Here is a 17,370-nt window from a genome sequence, read left to right on the forward strand (position 1 = left end):
CTGAGTCCATGGTACGGATACGAACAGGGAATGGCAATCAGAACGCAATGCGATACAAAGGCATCACTTGCTCGAACGTATGTTTGATCGTATCCGCGAATTGTCCGGGATCTTTTACTATCGGGTCATCGCGTCCGATATGGATTCCGCATAGCGCCTCCGTTTTTTTGACCCGTTTCAGCTTGTCGATGACGACGGCGAAGTCGTGTTCGTCCATCTCGCCGTGCGGGGACGATTCGGGCTGCATATGGTCGGTCGACCAGCGGAAGTGTGCGGGAATGGCGCTGCGGATCTCGCTCAGCCGCTCTTCGAGATGACGGGCGAACACCTCTTTATGATCGCTCTCGTAGATGACGGCGAATTGAATGAACAGATGGGTAGACCACATCCCTAATTGAAAATGGGGATGAGCCTTGTAGCCTTTCTTGCTGTTCGCCCAAGCGACCCACGTATCGGCCGGCGGATTGATCGTTCTGCGCGCGTGCTTGGCTACGTGAGGGAACATCGGCTCCCCGCAGTGCGCGGACAGAAACGGGGAAAGCTCCTCGCCGAGAAGGGTCAGCTTCGGCCTGACGAGCCGGATCAACGCTTCCATGCGAGGCTCCAGTCCGGGAATCGCAAATACTTCGAAGTCTTGTCGGGTAAAGGTAGGGAATGTCATAGGAAGCCTCCGGCCTATCAAACTTGTTGTAGCGTACCGTTCACATAAGTTCTACAGTACAGCAAACGGGAATTCGGCGCAAATGTCCGTCTCCTTTCTAGGCGGAATTCGACATGTGAGTTATAATAGAAACTGGAAAAGAATACATATACTCGTCGTCAGGAACGAGAGAGTAGAGAGAGGAGCGGAAGATGGAACGAGCCGGATTGAAAAAAACGATTCTGCTGACGATCGCGATGGGGATCGTCTTTACGGGCGGAGTGTACGCGAAGGATACGCTGGAGAAGGTGGAAGCTTACTTGCGTCCCGATTTCAAGGTCGAGGTCAACGGGAAAAGCGTGAAGGATGCGACCCCGCTCATTTATGAAGGAAACAGCTATTTGCCGTTCCGGTCGATAGGCGAGCTGCTCGGCGCCGTCGTAAGCTGGGACGAGGACAAGAAGATCATCAAGCTGGCTATGCCGGTCCAATCGCAGCCCGGCACGGACAACCCGGCTACAGGGGGCAATACGGGCACAAGCGCCGGTACGGGTACGGGAATAACGGGTACGGGAACTACCGGTACCGGAACCGCTGGAACGGGAACCGGCTCCGGAGCCGTCATCAATCCGCCGAAAGTGGAAGTACCCGAGCAAATTACGCTGGATACGCCTATCCGCTATAACTTCGTTCACGAGAATAAGACGTATCCGACATTGGCCAACCTGTACAAGGGAACCGTCTATTTGCGCTGGAAAGATATCAAGGAAATTCCGATCAACGTCGGCACCCCGCAGCTTACCAAAGAAAAGCTGACCGAAGAGCAGTACGTGCATATCGATTTGGTCAAGCCTTACTGGAACGAGCAAGTGAAGGGCGATTTGCGCGCGTATGCGATTATCGAGGGCGGCGGCACGATTTCCGAAGAGAAGCTGAAGGCGCTGAACGATTATTTCGGCACTTACGAGACCGGCCTTACGATCAAGCCGCTGGAGGGCGAGAACGAATATGCGGTGCTGGCGCAGGGCATAGACAAATGGTTCATGCAATACAGTCTCCGTTTTTGGCAGCAATTCGACGGGAAGTGGAACGTTTCGAGCACCGGCTGGAAGTCTTATCCGAAGGAGACGACGAACCCGTAGCCGGCAATCGCTCTATAGTTTCAAGTAGAAGATCGCAATTTGGGTTCGGTCCCGCAACCTTGATTTGCTCAATATTTCCGTTATGTCATTTTTGATCGTTCCTTCGCTCAAGAACAATTCTTGGGCGATTTTTCTTTATCGGAGAGTCCTTCGGCGATTTTCTCGACAATTTGCCGCTCCGAGGCGGTCAAACCGTAATCGGCCAAAGTTTTGTCGACGGCGCCAGGATGTTTGCTTTTTTTGATCGGCGCACATTTTCCGTATAGTGGCAGTATTGACATCAAAAACGAGGAATGATATAAAAAAAGAAGCTGGCACTCGCGAGTAGAGAGTGCTAACCGCTATCGTACAAAGAAGATCAATCGTTGACTGACCGAAGTTCCATATCGAAAGGGGAAATACGAGTGGAGAAAAAACAGTTTCAGGCCGAATCCAAACGATTATTGGAAATGATGATCAACTCGATTTATACGCAGCGCGAAATCTTTCTCAGAGAGCTGATCTCCAATGCCAGCGACGCGATCGACAAAATTTATTACTTGGCGCTTACCGACGACAAGCTCGTGTTCGACAAAGACAGCTATTACATCAAAGTCGTTGCCGACAAAGCGAACCGGACGCTGACGATCCGGGATACCGGAATCGGCATGTCCAAGGAAGAGCTGGAAAACAATCTCGGGATCATCGCGAAGAGCGGCTCGCTCGCCTTCAAGAAAGAGAACGAGTCGAAGGACGGCCACGACATTATCGGTCAGTTCGGCGTAGGCTTCTATTCCGCATTCATGGTCGCCGATGTCGTAACGGTCACCAGCAAAGCGTTGCGCGGCGACAGCGCGTACAAATGGGAATCGACGGGCGCGGACGGGTACACGATCGAGCCTTGCGAGAAAGATTCGGTCGGCACCGAAATCGTATTGAAAATCAAAGAAAACACGGAAGACGATAACTACGACGAGTTTCTCGAGGAATACCGGCTCAAGGCGATCATCAAAAAATATTCCGACTTCATCCGCTATCCGATCAAGATGGACGTTGTGGGCAAAAGGCTGAAGGAAGGCAGCGACGACGAATTCGAGGATTACGAAGAGGAACAGCGCGTCAACAGCATGGTGCCGATCTGGCGCAAAAATAAAAGCGAGCTGACGGCCGACGATTACGACAATTTTTACGCGGAGAAGCATTACGGCTTCGACAAGCCGTTGAAGCATATCCATATCAGCGCGGACGGAACGGTCGTCTACCAGGCGATACTGTATATCCCGGAGAGCATACCTTTCGACTATTATTCCAAGGAGTTCGAGAAAGGCTTGGAGCTGTACGCCAACGGCGTACTGATCATGAACAAATGCGCCGACCTGCTGCCCGACTATTTCAGCTTCGTGAAAGGAATGGTCGATTCGGAGAGCTTGTCGCTGAACATATCCCGCGAAATGCTGCAGCACGACCGGCAGCTGAAGCTGATCGCCAAGAACATCGCCAGCAAAATCAAAAGCCAACTGCAAAGCCTGCTGAAGGATGAGCGGGAAAAGTACGAGCAGTTCTATAAATCGTTCGGACGTCAATTGAAGTTCGGGGTATACAGCGACTACGGCGCCCACAAGGACTTGCTGCAGGATTTGCTGATGTTCTACTCCTCCAAGGAGAAGAAGCTCGTTACGCTGGACGAATACGTGTCGAGAATGCCGGAGGACCAAAAATACATTTACTACGCATCCGGCGAATCGAACGAGCGGATCGAGAAGCTTCCTCAGACGGAGCTCGTATCCGACAAAGGCTACGAAATCCTGTACTTTACCGACGATATCGACGAATTCGCGATCAAAATGGTCATGAGCTACAAGGATAAGGAATTCAAATCCGTATCCAGCGGCGATCTGGGCATCGAAGCGAGCGATGACAAAGAAAACGCCGAATCGGATAATACCGATAATAAAGAGCTTTTCGACCATATGAAGAGCTTGCTGTCGGGTAAAGTGTCGAACGTCAAGGCGTCCAAAAGGCTGAAATCGCATCCCGTCTGTCTCTCCACGGAAGGCGAAGTTACGATCGAGATGGAGAAAATTTTGAAGGCGATGCCGAACAACCCGGACGTGAAGGCGGAGAAGGTGCTGGAAATCAACGTCAACCATGCGGTGTTCCAATCGTTGAAGGATTCTTACGCGCAAGATAAGGACAAGCTGAATTTGTATACGGCTCTCTTGTACAACCAGGCTCTCTTGATCGAAGGGTTGCCGATTCAAGATCCGGTCGAGTTTACGAACGATATTTGCAAAATCATGGTGTAAAACGGAAGCCTCGGGCCGATCCTTTCAGGATCGGCTTTTTCTTGCCCGTTATTATTCGGTGCAACGCCGGCGATAATGGGTATTTATATAACACGGCAGTGGGAGGATGCGGGCCGGAGAGGCAGGGGAGCCGGAAAGTCGGGATTTACGTTTTTTTCGGATTCGCGTTAAAAAATAATCAATAATCCAAGTTGCTAAATCATATGATCCATAATAAGATAGTAGTAAGCAGTCGAGTTGTCTGAACATTCTGTCAAAGAGCCCGACTCTTCTTGGACGGCAAACAGGCATTATTCGTACCATCGGATCGCCTCGAAGGGGAATAGAACTCTGGAAACGTGGAAGTTGAGCGACAAAGGTGCTAGTGTCAATCAGGGAGGGGATTGCCGTGAATAAAAGTTATGAAGTGGAATATTGCAACCTGGAGTTGCGTTTTGACCGCCGGCAAATCCGCAACTTTATCAAGTCGCTTATTCAAGAAGGTTACTCCTTGTATTGGAACGAAAACGAGCAGCAGTTCGTCATTTCGATCCGCACCGGGCGCAAGCTGATCAAATTGAAATTTCAACGGATCGGCGACCGCTACAAAATCGTCGGCGATTATTCGTTCAAGGACGAGAAGCTGTCCGAGCTGATGGAGAAAATGATAGGCGATACGCGCGGCCACGCCATCGTGAAACGGTTCCGCGAGCGTCAAATCGTCATCGAGAACATTATGTTCGGCGAAATTATCCGCATGGTGGAAATATCGGGAGTCGAGCACAAGGTGTTGTTTCAGAAAGAACCGGTCGTAACGCTGGACGAAATGGTTCAGGCCTTCAAATCGAAACGCGCGGAGGAACGTGCCGCGGTGCTGCGGCTGGAGTTGGACTATGAGCTTGCTTCCCTGCACGATGCGATGGAAGCCGGGGATGAGGAGAAATCGGCGCAATGCAAAGAGCGATTGAAGGATATGCGCAGCGAGATGCTGCAGCTGGAAATGTGAAATGAACATTAGCCCAAGGGCTTTCGCCGGCAACCGGCATCGAAAGCATAAATGGAATACGTAGCAACCGTCTCCGGTACCGCAAGGGCCTAGGGGGACGGTTGTTTTCGCTTTGCGGGGAGGCTTCATTTCATCTTGTTAACGTGTGCATTGTATGCTATGATCAAGGCGACAAGAGGTGGTAGGATGACGGTAACGATCAAGGATATCGCCCGGATGGCCGGCGTGTCGCACACGACCGTCTCGCGGGCGCTGAACGACAGTCCGCTTATTCACGAGGACACGAAGCGGAAAATACGGGCAATCGCGGCTCGGCTCGATTATACGCCGAATTATAGCGCCAAAAGCCTCGTACTGGCGCGATCGTACCATATCGGGTTGTTTTTTTCGACGCTGTCGAAAGGAACGTCTTCCAACTTTTTTCACGAGACGGTCAAAGGCGTCCACAGCACGGTCAATTCGAAATATCACCTGATCGTAAACGCCATTGACGATTATGACGGCAATTTCGCGACCGTGACGCGCAAAACGTTCGACGGCGTCATCGTCATGAGCCAGAGCGACAACGACGAGTCGTTTATCCGTTATGTGGCGGACAGAAGCATCCCGCTCGTCGTATTAAACCGCAATGCCGAGCACTTGTCGCCGGTCCATGTTCTCGCCGACGACCGGGCGGGCGTGTATCGCGTAGTCGAACATATGATCATGCAGGGCCATAACCGTATCGCGATTATCGAAGGGAAACAGTCGTTCAAATCGTCGCAGGCGCGGAAGGACGGCTATTTGCAAGCATTGCGGCAGTATGGCATCGGAACCGACGACAAGCTTCATACGGTCGGGGGATATACGCTGGAAGGCGGTTACCGGGCCATGAAGGAGTTGCTCCGGCTTACGCCGCTGCCGACCGCCGTATTTTGCTCCAGCGACGAGATGGCCGTCGGGGCGATGAAGGCGATTGCCGACAGCGGGCTGAGCGTGCCCGGGGACATCTCCGTCGCCGGGTTCGACGACGACATTTTCTCGGCGTTTTTGTCGCCTGCGCTGACTACGGTGAAGCGGCCGGTAGAGACGATCAGCCGGATCGGCGCGGAGAAGCTGCTCCGCGAGATCGAGCGGGGATCGCCCTCGAAGGAAACGCTCTTCGTGGAAACCGAGCTGGTCGTTCGCGAATCGGTCAGGCAAATTGGAAGGGCATGAAAGCATAAGAAGGAGGCCATTACGAAGATGAGCATTTTACGGACATTGTTGGACGACATTCCGATACCGCAGATGGTGCGTATTCGGCAAAAGTTTGACGCCGCCAAGGTGGAGGATTATATAGGAATACTCCGCCAGGAGCTGCGGAAGCCGGGCGCGATCGATACGGTCAAGAAAGGTCAGCGCGTTGCCGTCGCCGTAGGAAGCCGCGGGGTCGCTCATATCGCCGAGTTCACGCGGACGACGATAGAGGCGATCAAGGACGCCGGCGCGGAGCCGTTTATCGTGCCGTGCATGGGCAGCCACGGAGGCGCTACCGCGGCGGGACAAATCGATGTGCTTCATCATCTCGGGGTGACCGAAGAGGCGATGGGCGCTCCGATCCTGTCCTCGATGGAAGTGGTCAAAATCGACGAGATGGCGAACGGTCTTCCCGTATATGTGGACAAATACGCCTACGAAGCGGATGCGATCGTCGTCATTAACCGTGTCAAGCCGCATACCGCCTTCCGCGGCCGGATCGAGAGCGGCATCATGAAAATGATCGCGATCGGGCTCGGCAAGCAGAAGGGCGCGGAGGCGTGCCACCAGCTCGGCTTCAAATATATGGCCGAGAACGTTCCCGCGATGGCCAACCTCATGCTGAAGAAGCTTCCGATTTTGTTCGGCGTCGCCCTCGTCGAGAACGCATACGACGAGACGTGCCGCGTGGAAGTGCTGCCGGCCGGGGATATCGAACGGCGCGAAGAGCAGCTGTTGATCGAGGCGAAGTCCCGTCTGCCGAAAATTTTGTTCGACCAGATCGACGTGCTCGTCATCGATTATATCGGCAAAAACATTAGCGGAGACGGCATGGATCCGAACATTACGGGCCGCTATCCGACGGAGTACGCCCATGGAGGGCCTGACGTGTCGAAGATGATCGTGCTGGACCTTACGCCGGAAACGAAAGGGAATGCGAACGGCGTCGGCACAGCCGACTTTACGACGCAGCGGCTGGCCGACAAAACCGATTGGCCGGCTACCTACGCCAACGGACTCACTTCGACGGTGTGCGCTCCGACGAAGCAGGCCACGACGCTGGAGAACGATTACTACGCCATTAAAGCGGCCGTGAAAACTTGCAACATTCTCGATTACACGACGTGCAAGCTTGTCCGCATCCGCGACACGCTGCATCTCGGCGAGATCGAAATATCCGTCAATCTGCTCGAGGAAGCGCGGAACCACCCGGATATCGAAGTCTTGACCGAGCCGTACGATCTGAAGTTCGACGATGAGGGGTATTTGCCGAAATGACCGACCTATTCAGAGCCAAAAAGTACGTTGTCGCCGCCGATCTCGGCACGACCAGCACGAAGACGCTCGTGATCGATCGGGACGGCCGCGTGCTCGCTTCCAACTCGATCGAATATCCGCTGTACACGCCTACTCCGGACAGAGCGGAGCAGAACCCTCTGGAAATTTTCGCGGCAGTCGTCCGCGGAATCCGCGACGTCGTCGCGAAAGCCGGAATAGCCGGCTCCGAAGTGCTATGCGTCTCGTTCAGCTCGGCGATGCACAGCCTGATCGCGGTCGACCGCGAGCTGAACCCGCTGACGCCCTGTATTACGTGGGCGGATAACCGCAGCGTCGACTACGTGGCTCCGCTCAAGAACGAGTGGAACGGCTTGGAGATTTACCGCAATACGGGGACGCCGATCCATCCGATGTCGCCGCTCCTGAAGCTGATCTGGCTGAACCGGCATGAGCCGGAGCTTGTAGGCCGGACTTACAAATTTATCGGGATCAAGGAATTCGTATTTGCGAAGCTGTTCGGCCAATTCGTCATCGACTATTCGCTCGCGAGCGCCACCGGCTTGTTCAACCTGCGCAAGCTGGATTGGGACGAGGAAGCGCTTCGCGTTGCCGGAGTGTCGAAGGAGAAGCTCTCCGAACCGGTCTCCACGACGCATATCATGCAGGGATTGACTTCCGCCTACAGCTCGGAGATGGGGCTGCCGTCGGATACTCCGTTCGTCGTCGGCGCGTCCGACGGGGTGCTGGCCAATTTGGGCACCGGCGCCTTCGAGCCGGGCGTGTACGCGGTCTCGATCGGGACGAGCGGAGCGGTACGCGGCACGGTGAACGAACCGTTGACCGATCCCCAGGGAAGGCTGTTCTGCTACTCGCTGAAAGAGGATTTCTGGGTTGTCGGCGGTGCGATCAATAACGGAGGCATCATGTTCCGCTGGGTACGCGACCAGCTCGCCACGCAGGAGGCGGAGGAAGGGCGCCGCCGCGGCATGGACCCTTACGATTACTTGACGGAGCTGGCGGAGCAGGTCGCGCCGGGCTCGGACGGCCTACTTTTCCTGCCGCTGCTGGCGGGGGAACGGGCTCCTTACTGGAACGCCAACGCGCGGGGCGTTTTCTTCGGTCTGTCCTTGTTCCATGAGAAGAAGCATATGATTCGCGCCGTTCTGGAAGGGGTCGTCTATCGAATCCATTCGGTCGCGCTCGCGCTCGAGGAATTGGGCGGACAGACGAAAGAAATTCGCGCTTCCGGCGGCTTCGCCCGTTCTCCGTTCTGGCGTCAAATTATGGCCGACACGCTCGGCACGCCGGTTACGGTGCCGGATTCGATCGAAAGCTCCGGTCTCGGGGCTGCGCAGCTCGGCTTGCTGGCATTGGGTGAAATCCGGGATTTCTCCTCGATTCACGATTGGGTGCGCTCGACCGTGCGTCACGAGCCGAATGCCGCGAACCATGCGGTGTACCGCGAGCTGACTTCGATTTACAGCTCCGTTTATCATCAGTTGAAAGACCAGTTCGACGCCATTGCGGCGTTCCAAAAAAAGCATGTCGGCGGAATTTGACGGGCAATATCGATGCGGTGCCCGCACCTTCATCCGCAAAGACGGCTCGGGGAGGAATTTGAAATGATGAATCTGTTTGATTTGACGGGAAAAACGGCGGTTATTATCGGCGGCAACAGCACGTTGGGCGGTTCGATGGCGGTAGCTCTCGGAGGACATGGCGCGGACGTGGCGATCGTCGGCCGCAATATGGAGAAATGCGAGCAAGTGGTCAAGCAGATCGAAGAAGTCGGGGGCAAAGCGAAAAGCTTCAGCGCGGATGCGACGAACACCGAAGATTTGCGCCGGGTGCTTGCCGAAGTGCTCGATTGGACCGGTCGCGTCGACGTTCTGATGAATTGCCCCGGCAAAAACAGCGCGACTCCTTTCTTCGACATTACGATGGAAGAATGGGATTCGATCATGGACGTCAATTTGAAGGGCGTCGTGCTGGCATGCCAAGTATTCGGCAAATATATGGTGGAGAAAGGCGAAGGCGGCAGCATTATCAACATTTCGTCGGTTTCGTCCGAGCCGCCGTTGTCGAGAGTGTTTACGTATTCCGCTTCCAAAGCGGCTGTCAACAACTTGACGAAAAATTTGGCCCGCGAGTTCGCTCCGAGCAAGGTCCGCGTCAACGCCATCATCCCCGGCTTTTTCCCGGCCGAGCAAAACCGCAAAATTTTATCGCCCGAACGCACGGTCTCGATCATGACGCATACGCCGATGAACCGGTTCGGCGAAGCGCACGAATTGCAGGGCGCTGCCGTATATTTGGCTTCCGAGAAAGCGTCCGGCTTCGTTACCGGATCCCTGCTGCGGGTGGACGGCGGATTTGGGTCTATGACAATTTGATGCAAATGGGATAGAATAGTATAGTGTTTGCACGAAACTTTAGGCTTACATAATTCCGGATAAGGGTGGTAGAAATCCATGTCGAAACAACAAATCGGCGTCGTGGGCTTGGCCGTAATGGGCAAAAATCTGGCGCTCAATATCGAAAGCCGCGGCTTTACGGTATCGGTATTCAACCGTTCCCGCGAGAAAACGGACGATCTGATCGCAAACGAAGCGAAGGGCAAAAACCTGGTGCCGACTTACACGGCCGAAGAATTCGTCCAATCTCTCGAGCGTCCGCGCAAAATATTGCTGATGGTCATGGCCGGCAAACCGACGGACGATACGATCAACCAGCTGCTCCCTCTGCTCGAGGAAGGCGATATTTTGATCGACGGCGGCAATGCCTATTTCCCCGACACCCAACGCCGGAACAAAGAGCTGGAAGCTCGCGGCATCCGTTTCATCGGGACTGGCGTATCGGGCGGCGAAGAAGGCGCGCTGAAAGGTCCGTCGATTATGCCGGGCGGACAAGAGGACGCTTATAAGCTCGTAGAACCGATTTTGACGGCCATTTCCGCCAAAGTGAACGGCGACCCTTGCTGCACGTATATCGGACCGGACGGTGCCGGCCACTACGTGAAAATGGTGCATAACGGCATCGAGTACGGCGACATGCAGCTTATCTGCGAAGCGTACCAGCTGCTGAGGGACGTTCTGGGCTTGAGCACGCAAGAGCTGCACGAAATTTTCGCGGAATGGAACAAGGGCGAGCTGGACAGCTACCTGATCGAGATTACGGCCGACATCTTCACGAAGGTCGACCCGGATACGGGCAAGCCGATGGTCGACGTCATTCTCGACAAAGCGGGCCAAAAGGGTACCGGAAAATGGACAAGCCAAAGCGCGCTCGACCTCGGCGTTCCGCTCTCCATCATTACGGAATCCGTATTCGCGCGCATGCTGTCGGCTATCAAGGACGAGCGTGTGCAGGCGAGCAAGCTGCTGAAAGGTCCGCAAAACGTGCCGGCCGCTCCGGACAAGGCCGCCTTCATCGAAGCGGTACGCAAAGCGCTGTACGCCAGCAAAATTTGCTCGTACGCGCAGGGCTTCGCGCAAATGCGCGCCGCATCCGACGAATACGGCTGGAATTTGAGCTACGGCAACATCGCGATGATCTTCCGCGGCGGCTGCATTATCCGCGCGGGCTTCCTGCAAAACATCAAGGACGCGTACGATCGCGAGCCCGGCTTGAAAAACCTGCTGCTCGATCCGTACTTCAAGGAAGTCGTGGAGTCTTACCAGGACGCGTGGAGACAAGTCGTCTCCGTCGCGGTTTCGCGGGGAATTCCGGCGCCTTGCTTCGCGTCAGCATTGGCTTATTACGACAGCTACCGGTCGGAGCGGCTTCCGGCCAACCTGCTTCAAGCGCAAAGGGACTATTTCGGCGCGCATACGTTCCAACGGACGGATAAAGAGGGCACGTTCCATTTCCACTGGATGGACTGAACTTAACTCAACGCCTTGGCGATGCCGGATCGGATGTCAGCCCGTAAGTCGCTTCGATTAGCGAGCTGCGCAGGCGGTCCGCCTCATTGACGCAGCTCGGTCTGCGCTGGAGGAGCATCGTGGCGGCTTCGGCGAAATGCTGGAAGTTTTTCAACAAGCGTGGCTGCGGCAGATCCAGCAATCTCGGATCTTGCTCGGCCACCTTTTTTTTGACGAATTCCAGTACCCAGACGACGTCGTCCTTGCACAACGGATGATTCGGACTCAAAATTTGTTCCAGGCGGCGATCGGGCGGCTTCGGGAATACGGCGGGTTGCATGGGATAAGCTCATCTCCTTTTGGGACGGATAAGGGTCTATTATTAATGATTACTATAGTGCTTGGAAATTATTCGCAATCTTTCGTTCAAATCCGGAATCCCGTCTCCGATTTGTCGGATTTGCAAACGGCCGGAGGCTTCCTTTTCGGGAGAGGGCCCGTTATGATAGGATAGAATTCGTATACATATATCGGAAGCGGGAAGGGGCGAATTTGACGTGTTTAACGTCGTATTGGTCGGATTTATGGGGACCGGAAAATCGACTGTGGCGTCCGTCCTCGCGGAACGGCTCGGCTGGAGCAAGATCGATTTGGATACCTGTATTGAAGAAGCGGAAGGAAAGACGATTCCCGAAGTGTTCGCCGAAAAGGGAGAGCCTTATTTCCGCGAAGTGGAAACCGCCGCGCTAAGGCGCGAGCTGGAAGGACGGACCGGCCAAATCGTGGCTACCGGCGGAGGAGCCGTTTTGGCGGAGGAAAACCGCGCAATCATGCTGGACAACGGTCTGGTCGTCGCATTGACGGCCGATGCCGAGACGATCATCAGCAGGGTGAAGGACGATCCGAACCGGCCTCTGCTGCGAGGCAATGCCGAGAAATCCGTACCCGAGCTGCTGGAGAGACGCAAACACGCCTATGATTTTGCCCATGTCCGCATCGATACGTCGGACAAGACGGCAGAGCAAATAGCGGATGCCATTGTCGCGCGGTTGCAGGCGGATTGATCCTTTCAGCGGGCTCCATACGAATGTGTACGGGATGGGACTTTCAAACGATGCAAAAAAGATATCGTCGTAACTCAACGAAAACGATCGATCTACCGATACATATTATAGTCAGTGCATCCCGGATTGTGCGTATGTCTGCGGAGCGGCGTAGCGTGTATGTGGGCGTAACGCTTAAGTAAAGGCAAGCTAATCTTGCCATCAAAAAAGCCGTAAGGTCATAGCCTTACAGCTTCTCCCAGGCGAGCATGCCGCCCGACATGTTTTTCAAGCCGGCGAAGCCGAGCGAGTTCAAATAATCGCAAGCGCGTCCGCTCCGGTTGCCGCTGCGGCATACGAGCACGATTTCGGCAGTACGCTCGATTTCTTCATGCCGTTCGGGAAGCTGGCCCAGCGGAATGTGCTTGGCGCCGGGGATTATGCCTGAAGCAACCTCCTCGTCCTCGCGCACGTCGATGACGTTTAATCGTTCGCCGCCTGCGAGTCGACGCTTCACTTCGGCGGGATCGATCGTGATGATCTCACTCATGAATGGACCTCCTTAAATGGATCAGTAAAAAACGTCGGATCGAGAAATAATCACATCTATCATAGGAGAACGATAACGGGAAGTCAATTTTCTCCCCGGCTCGGTCTCCAACGGAGGGAGCAGCATGATCTACATCTATGTCGGCATTGCCGGCGTGCTGGGCGCCTTGTGCCGATATGCCGCAGGCTTGGCGGCCAATCACCTCGCTGCCGCTTTATGGCTTCCCGTCGCCACGCTGCTGTGCAATTATTCCGGCAGCTTCGCGCTCGGCTGGCTATCCTCCGGCGGAGCGGCGCGCATGCGTTTGTCCGATACCGGACGCATAGCCGTTACGAGCGGTTTTGTCGGATCGTACACTACGTTCTCCTCGTTCAGCGCGGAAACGGTTCATCTGCTTCAGTCGGGAGAGATCGTCGCAGCTCTTTCATACGTCATGATCAGCCTGTGGGGCGGTCTGCTGCTTGCGTGGCTGGGCATCAAGATCGGCGAGAGAAAAGCAGCCGAAGGCGGTGTCGTCTAAATGTGGATGAACGTTGCCCTGGTCGGGGCCGGAGGCTTTGCAGGCGCGGTACTCCGGTATTACATCTCCAAAAAGATGGCGGAGCGATTCCAAACCGACTTCCCGTATGGTACACTGACAATTAACCTGACCGGTTCGTTCTTACTCGGACTGCTTATCGGGGCCAATCCGGGAGCCGCAGTTCTGCTGCTGGCCGGAACAGGATTTATGGGGGCGTTCACGACCTTTTCCACCTTGAAGCTGGAAAGCTTGACGCTTGCGAGGAAATCGCTCTTCGGGGCTTTTATCGGATACTTGGGCGCAACCTATACGCTAGGCATTGTACTCGCGTATGTCGGCTATTACATCGGTCGGGCACTGTGATCAGCCTATATTGCCCTTACATAGCAAAAGGAGAGATGGAGAAAGATGAAAGCGATTGTGAGACAGACGACGGCTTTGAAAGGGGAAATCAACGCCCTTTCCTCCAAAAACTATACGACTCGTTATATGCTCGTAGGCGCGCTTGCGGACGGCACGAGCACGATCCGTTTCCCGGCCCACAGCGAAGACAGCGACGCGATGCGCCGTTGCATTCGCGACCTGGGCGCAGAGCTGATCGAGAATGGCGATACGATGACGATACGCGGCTTCGGCCGTCATCCGCTGCCGGTCAAGGAATTGAACGTAGGCAATGCCGGTGCGGTGCTGCGGTTTCTCATGTCGGTAGCCGCCTTTTGTCCGGAGCTGACGTTCGTCAATACATATCCCGATTCGCTCGGCAAACGTCCGCACGACGATCTGATTACGGCGCTGGGGCAAATGAATGTGGGCGTCGAGCATAACAACGGCAAGCTTCCCATCACGATCAAGGGCGGTCATCCGAAGGGAGGACGCATCCAAGTATCGGGCAATGTCAGCTCCCAATATTTGAGCTCCCTGTTGTTCATGACGCCGCTGCTCGACGAAGACAGCGAAATCGAAGTGCTGCACGATCTGAAGTCGAAGGTGGTCGTCGGGCAAACGCTTGAAGTAATCGGCCAAGCCGGGATCCGCATAGAGGCAAGCCCGGATCTTATGCATTATCGGGTGCCCGGGCGGCAACGCTATGAAGCGAAGGAGTACGTCGTCCAAGGCGATTATCCCGGATCGGCGGCCGTGCTGGCTGCTGCTGCCGTAACGCAATCCGACGTTCGCGTGCTGCGTCTCGAGGAGACGAGCAAGCAAGGCGAACGCGCCGTAATCGATGTGCTCCGCGCAATGAACGTACCTTTGACGCACGAGAACGGCATCGTCCATGTGAAAGGCAACGGCAAGCTGAAGGCGGTCGAATTCGACGGCGACCATTTTACCGACGCCGTACTGGCGATGGTGGCGGCAGCCGTGTTTGCCGAAGGGACTTCGAGATTTTACAATGTGGAAAATTTGCGCTACAAGGAATGCGACCGGATTACCGATTATTTGAACGAGCTGCGCAAGGCGGGAGCGGACGTAGAAGAGAAGCAGAGCGAAATTATCGTCCACGGCAAGCCGGAAGGCGTGGAAGGCGGCGTCGAAATCGATGCCCATTTCGACCATCGCGTCATCATGGCGCTAACCGTCGTCGGACTGCGTTCGAAGCTGGGACTCACGATCAAGGACGCCCATCACGTGGCGAAATCTTACCCGCAATATTTCGACCATTTGAAATCGATCGGCGCCCAAGTCGAGCTGGTCGACTAAGTTGCGCGGTAGCTCCAACTACAACGAAGCGAATGAGATGGTAGGTAATGACGTTCGTATTGACTCTTGCTAAATATTTGTTTACCTTGTTTCTCATTGTCGGGCTGCTGTTCTCTAGCGGCGTGTTCAGCGTGCTGCTGTATGCCAAAGTGACGGGCAAAGACATTTTCCTGGAATCTCCCGCCGCGGCAACGGTTCTCGCGGAAGCGGCGAACGGAATGAATGGCAGCGCTCCGGAAGTCAAGGAACCGGTCAAGCCGAAACCGCCATCGGCCATGATTGACGCTCCAGCTGTGAAACAGCTTCCCGAGCTGCCCCCCGGCTGCGAAATCGTCAGTCTGACGATGCTACTCAATTTTTACGGTGTGAACAAGAGCAAGATGGAGCTTGTCGACGAAATGGTCAAAGATCCGACCCCGGCCAAATGGCAGAAGGGCGCAATCGTCTACTGGGGGAATCCTTACAGCGGCTATGTAGGGGATGTGACGGGCAAGTCTCGCGGCTTCGGCATCTATCATACCGGGCTGTTTCCGACGCTGCAGGCGAACGTGCCGACGGCGGTCGATTTGACCGGTTCCGAATTCGATGCGATCGAACGGCAAATTGCCGACGGCAAACCCGTCATCGTCTGGACGACGATCGATTTTGCCATACCGAAAAAATGGGTGACGTGGGATACGCCGATCGGTCCGATCGAAACGACTTTTATGGAGCATGCCGTCCTGCTCGTCGGGTATGACGAGCAGCATGTGTATGTGAACGATCCGCTCAGCGGCAAAAAAGCGCACAAGCTGAACAAAGAGCAATTTTTGGCTACTTGGGACGCCATGGGCAAGCAGGCGCTGTCTTATCGATAAACTTTTGTCAGGAGGCTGAATGATATGGGATTTGAAAACCCTTCGCGCGACCAAATCAAGGAGCTGCTTCAGCAAACGAAAACGATTGCGGTGGTCGGCTTGTCAGACAAACCGGACCGGACGTCCTACATGGTATCCCAGGCGATGCAATCGAAAGGGTATCGGATTATACCGGTCAATCCGAACGTGGATTCCGTGCTTGGCGAGAAAAGCTACGCATCGCTTGCGGATATCGACGAGCAGGTCGATATCGTCAACGTATTCCGCCGCAGCGAGGATACGGTCCCGGTTGCGCAGGAAACGCTTCGCATGAAGCACAAACCCAAAGCGTTCTGGCTGCAGCAAGGCATTTTTAACGATCAAGCGGCTTCCCTGGTACAGGCGGAAGGAATTCAAGCGATCATGGACCGCTGCATCAAAGTAGAGGATTCGATTTTGCTGCCGAAATAAGTAAATGTATTCCAGCGATAAAAATCGAAAAAACCGAAGACAATAGTAAAGGCTTCAGTGATGGGATGCCGCCAGTTTAAGATGTGGACCCGTTTCTGAAGACTTTCTATTTTCCAAGGGAGGATTCACACTCAATGTATAATCAACAAAACCCCGCTTTCGGCACTACGTTCGCTGGCTCGGCCCAATTCCGCGGCCAACAGCAACAACAGCAGTACCAACCGGTAGGAATGGTACAATCCCAATACTCGCAAAATCAAAACCAATCGAACGCGTGGGCAGGTCAAGCTCAAAACGCCAACAGCTTCCATACGGCAAACTACCGCGGCAACCAAGCGGGCCATGACAACTACCTCCGTGCCGATTCGCAAAATCCTTCCCAATTCGGCGCCGGCTCGATCGCATCGTCGTATGGCATCACCGGACAACAATACGGCGGGGCCAATACATTCCAAAACACGAACACCTTCCACTCGGCTAATTACCGCGGCAACCAAACGGGTCATGACGCCTACCTGCGTTCCGACTCGCAAAGCCCGTCACAATCCGGCATCGGCTTTAGCGGCACGATGCAAAGCCAATATCAACCGCAAACCAACTACCAAATCCAAAATCAAAATCAAAACCAATCGAACGCGTGGGCAGGTCAAGCCCAAAATGCCAACAGCTTCCATACGGCCAACTATCGGGGCAACCAAGCGGGCCACGATAGCTATCTGCGCGCCGATTCCACTCAACCCAGCTCCTCGTTCTCCGGCATCTCCGGAAACAGCGGCTATCGTTTCTAAGCTATGCGGGCGGACCGATTGGTCCGCTCTTCTCTCATATCGACTTTGGA

18 protein-coding genes and 1 pseudogene are annotated in these 17,370 nt (G+C 54.7%); 15 read left to right on the forward strand and 4 right to left on the reverse strand.

All coding sequences use genetic code 11. The features are described from left to right. Positions 1-37 precede the first annotated feature (37 nt). Positions 38-661: a YktB family protein gene (locus FE784_RS06200; protein WP_139601270.1), complete on the reverse strand. Its 624-nt coding sequence runs from the start codon at positions 659-661 to the stop codon at positions 38-40. 191 nt (positions 662-852) lie between these two features. On the opposite strand from FE784_RS06200, the gene FE784_RS06205 reads away from it, so the two are divergent. Then, positions 853-1,782 carry a stalk domain-containing protein gene (locus FE784_RS06205; RefSeq protein ID WP_139601271.1) on the forward strand — a complete coding sequence of 310 codons (930 nt, stop codon included), beginning with the start codon at positions 853-855 and terminating at the stop codon, positions 1,780-1,782. A gap of 12 nt (positions 1,783-1,794) precedes the next feature. Here the strand turns inward: FE784_RS06205 and FE784_RS06210 are convergent. Continuing rightward, positions 1,795-1,982: pseudogene (locus FE784_RS06210) on the reverse strand (response regulator transcription factor); the annotation flags it as partial. A 204-nt stretch (positions 1,983-2,186) separates the two neighbouring features. Here FE784_RS06210 and htpG point away from each other — a divergent pair. From htpG to gndA, 7 genes are all read left to right on the forward strand, one after another. Continuing rightward, entirely contained in the window at positions 2,187-4,067 is a 1,881-nt protein-coding gene (htpG, locus tag FE784_RS06215; RefSeq protein ID WP_139601272.1) for a molecular chaperone HtpG, read from the forward strand. 388 nt (positions 4,068-4,455) lie between these two features. Continuing rightward, the gene (locus tag FE784_RS06220) at positions 4,456-5,052 is read left to right on the forward strand and encodes a hypothetical protein (protein ID WP_139601273.1); all 597 of its coding nucleotides are present in this window, start codon (positions 4,456-4,458) and stop codon (positions 5,050-5,052) included. Between the two features lie 186 nt (positions 5,053-5,238). Further along, positions 5,239-6,249, forward strand: coding sequence for a LacI family DNA-binding transcriptional regulator (locus FE784_RS06225; RefSeq protein WP_139601274.1), 1,011 nt, complete (start codon positions 5,239-5,241; stop codon positions 6,247-6,249). A gap of 27 nt (positions 6,250-6,276) precedes the next feature. Continuing rightward, complete coding sequence (locus FE784_RS06230; protein ID WP_139601275.1) at positions 6,277-7,548, forward strand: nickel pincer cofactor-dependent isomerase, group 22; 1,272 nt, start codon at positions 6,277-6,279, stop codon at positions 7,546-7,548. Further along, positions 7,545-9,107: a gluconokinase gene (gntK, locus tag FE784_RS06235; protein WP_139601276.1), complete on the forward strand. Its 1,563-nt coding sequence runs from the start codon at positions 7,545-7,547 to the stop codon at positions 9,105-9,107. Before FE784_RS06230 ends, gntK begins: the two co-directional genes overlap by 4 nt. Before the next feature lie 66 nt (positions 9,108-9,173). After that, positions 9,174-9,941, forward strand: coding sequence for an SDR family oxidoreductase (locus tag FE784_RS06240; RefSeq protein WP_139601390.1), 768 nt, complete (start codon positions 9,174-9,176; stop codon positions 9,939-9,941). A 78-nt stretch (positions 9,942-10,019) separates the two neighbouring features. Further along, a complete protein-coding gene (gene gndA, locus FE784_RS06245; RefSeq protein WP_139601277.1) occupies positions 10,020-11,432 on the forward strand; it encodes an NADP-dependent phosphogluconate dehydrogenase in 1,413 nt (470 codons plus the stop codon). A gap of 7 nt (positions 11,433-11,439) precedes the next feature. Here the strand turns inward: gndA and FE784_RS06250 are convergent, their stop codons facing one another. After that, a complete protein-coding gene (locus FE784_RS06250; protein WP_139601278.1) occupies positions 11,440-11,751 on the reverse strand; it encodes a hypothetical protein in 312 nt (103 codons plus the stop codon). A 217-nt stretch (positions 11,752-11,968) separates the two neighbouring features. Here FE784_RS06250 and FE784_RS06255 point away from each other — a divergent pair, with 217 nt between their 5' ends. Further along, positions 11,969-12,475 (forward strand): shikimate kinase, encoded by a 507-nt coding sequence (locus tag FE784_RS06255; RefSeq protein ID WP_281287027.1) that lies wholly within the window; start codon positions 11,969-11,971, stop codon positions 12,473-12,475. A gap of 226 nt (positions 12,476-12,701) precedes the next feature. Here FE784_RS06255 and FE784_RS06260 read toward each other — a convergent pair whose 3' ends face one another. Next, positions 12,702-13,004 (reverse strand): rhodanese-like domain-containing protein, encoded by a 303-nt coding sequence (locus FE784_RS06260; protein ID WP_139601279.1) that lies wholly within the window; start codon positions 13,002-13,004, stop codon positions 12,702-12,704. Positions 13,005-13,128: 124 nt separating this feature from the next. Between FE784_RS06260 and crcB the strand changes: the two genes are divergently transcribed. The 6 genes from crcB (at position 13,129) to FE784_RS06290 (ending at position 17,320) form a co-directional block, all read left to right on the forward strand. Further along, the gene (gene crcB / locus FE784_RS06265) at positions 13,129-13,524 is read left to right on the forward strand and encodes a fluoride efflux transporter CrcB (protein WP_139601280.1); all 396 of its coding nucleotides are present in this window, start codon (positions 13,129-13,131) and stop codon (positions 13,522-13,524) included. 6 nt (positions 13,525-13,530) lie between these two features. Beyond that, the gene (locus FE784_RS06270) at positions 13,531-13,887 is read left to right on the forward strand and encodes a fluoride efflux transporter FluC (RefSeq protein ID WP_176706009.1); all 357 of its coding nucleotides are present in this window, start codon (positions 13,531-13,533) and stop codon (positions 13,885-13,887) included. Between the two features lie 45 nt (positions 13,888-13,932). Further along, the gene (aroA, locus tag FE784_RS06275; RefSeq protein ID WP_139601282.1) at positions 13,933-15,225 is read left to right on the forward strand and encodes a 3-phosphoshikimate 1-carboxyvinyltransferase; all 1,293 of its coding nucleotides are present in this window, start codon (positions 13,933-13,935) and stop codon (positions 15,223-15,225) included. A 47-nt stretch (positions 15,226-15,272) separates the two neighbouring features. Then, entirely contained in the window at positions 15,273-16,082 is an 810-nt protein-coding gene (locus FE784_RS06280) for a C39 family peptidase (RefSeq protein WP_139601283.1), read from the forward strand. A 24-nt stretch (positions 16,083-16,106) separates the two neighbouring features. Continuing rightward, positions 16,107-16,532, forward strand: coding sequence for a CoA-binding protein (locus FE784_RS06285; RefSeq protein WP_139601284.1), 426 nt, complete (start codon positions 16,107-16,109; stop codon positions 16,530-16,532). Between the two features lie 134 nt (positions 16,533-16,666). Continuing rightward, positions 16,667-17,320: a hypothetical protein gene (locus FE784_RS06290; protein ID WP_139601285.1), complete on the forward strand. Its 654-nt coding sequence runs from the start codon at positions 16,667-16,669 to the stop codon at positions 17,318-17,320. Positions 17,321-17,370 lie beyond the last annotated feature (50 nt).

The organism is Paenibacillus hemerocallicola (assembly GCF_006265175.1).
Classification (GTDB): domain Bacteria; phylum Bacillota; class Bacilli; order Paenibacillales; family NBRC-103111; genus Paenibacillus_AB; species Paenibacillus_AB hemerocallicola.

Excerpts from the sequence above, each read along its gene's own strand:
- FE784_RS06200 (WP_139601270.1), bottom strand. The coding sequence starts at position 661 with ATGACATTCCCTACCTTTACCCGACAAGACTTCGAAGTATTTGCGATT.
- FE784_RS06205 (WP_139601271.1), top strand. The coding sequence starts at position 853 with ATGGAACGAGCCGGATTGAAAAAAACGATTCTGCTGACGATCGCGATG.
- FE784_RS06225 (WP_139601274.1), top strand. The coding sequence starts at position 5,239 with ATGACGGTAACGATCAAGGATATCGCCCGGATGGCCGGCGTGTCGCAC.
- FE784_RS06230 (WP_139601275.1), top strand. The coding sequence starts at position 6,277 with ATGAGCATTTTACGGACATTGTTGGACGACATTCCGATACCGCAGATG.
- gntK (WP_139601276.1), top strand. The coding sequence starts at position 7,545 with ATGACCGACCTATTCAGAGCCAAAAAGTACGTTGTCGCCGCCGATCTC.
- FE784_RS06240 (WP_139601390.1), top strand. The coding sequence starts at position 9,174 with ATGAATCTGTTTGATTTGACGGGAAAAACGGCGGTTATTATCGGCGGC.
- gndA (WP_139601277.1), top strand. The coding sequence starts at position 10,020 with ATGTCGAAACAACAAATCGGCGTCGTGGGCTTGGCCGTAATGGGCAAA.
- FE784_RS06250 (WP_139601278.1), bottom strand. The coding sequence starts at position 11,751 with ATGCAACCCGCCGTATTCCCGAAGCCGCCCGATCGCCGCCTGGAACAA.
- FE784_RS06260 (WP_139601279.1), bottom strand. The coding sequence starts at position 13,004 with ATGAGTGAGATCATCACGATCGATCCCGCCGAAGTGAAGCGTCGACTC.
- crcB (WP_139601280.1), top strand. The coding sequence starts at position 13,129 with ATGATCTACATCTATGTCGGCATTGCCGGCGTGCTGGGCGCCTTGTGC.
- FE784_RS06270 (WP_176706009.1), top strand. The coding sequence starts at position 13,531 with ATGAACGTTGCCCTGGTCGGGGCCGGAGGCTTTGCAGGCGCGGTACTC.
- aroA (WP_139601282.1), top strand. The coding sequence starts at position 13,933 with ATGAAAGCGATTGTGAGACAGACGACGGCTTTGAAAGGGGAAATCAAC.
- FE784_RS06280 (WP_139601283.1), top strand. The coding sequence starts at position 15,273 with ATGACGTTCGTATTGACTCTTGCTAAATATTTGTTTACCTTGTTTCTC.
- FE784_RS06285 (WP_139601284.1), top strand. The coding sequence starts at position 16,107 with ATGGGATTTGAAAACCCTTCGCGCGACCAAATCAAGGAGCTGCTTCAG.
- FE784_RS06290 (WP_139601285.1), top strand. The coding sequence starts at position 16,667 with ATGTATAATCAACAAAACCCCGCTTTCGGCACTACGTTCGCTGGCTCG.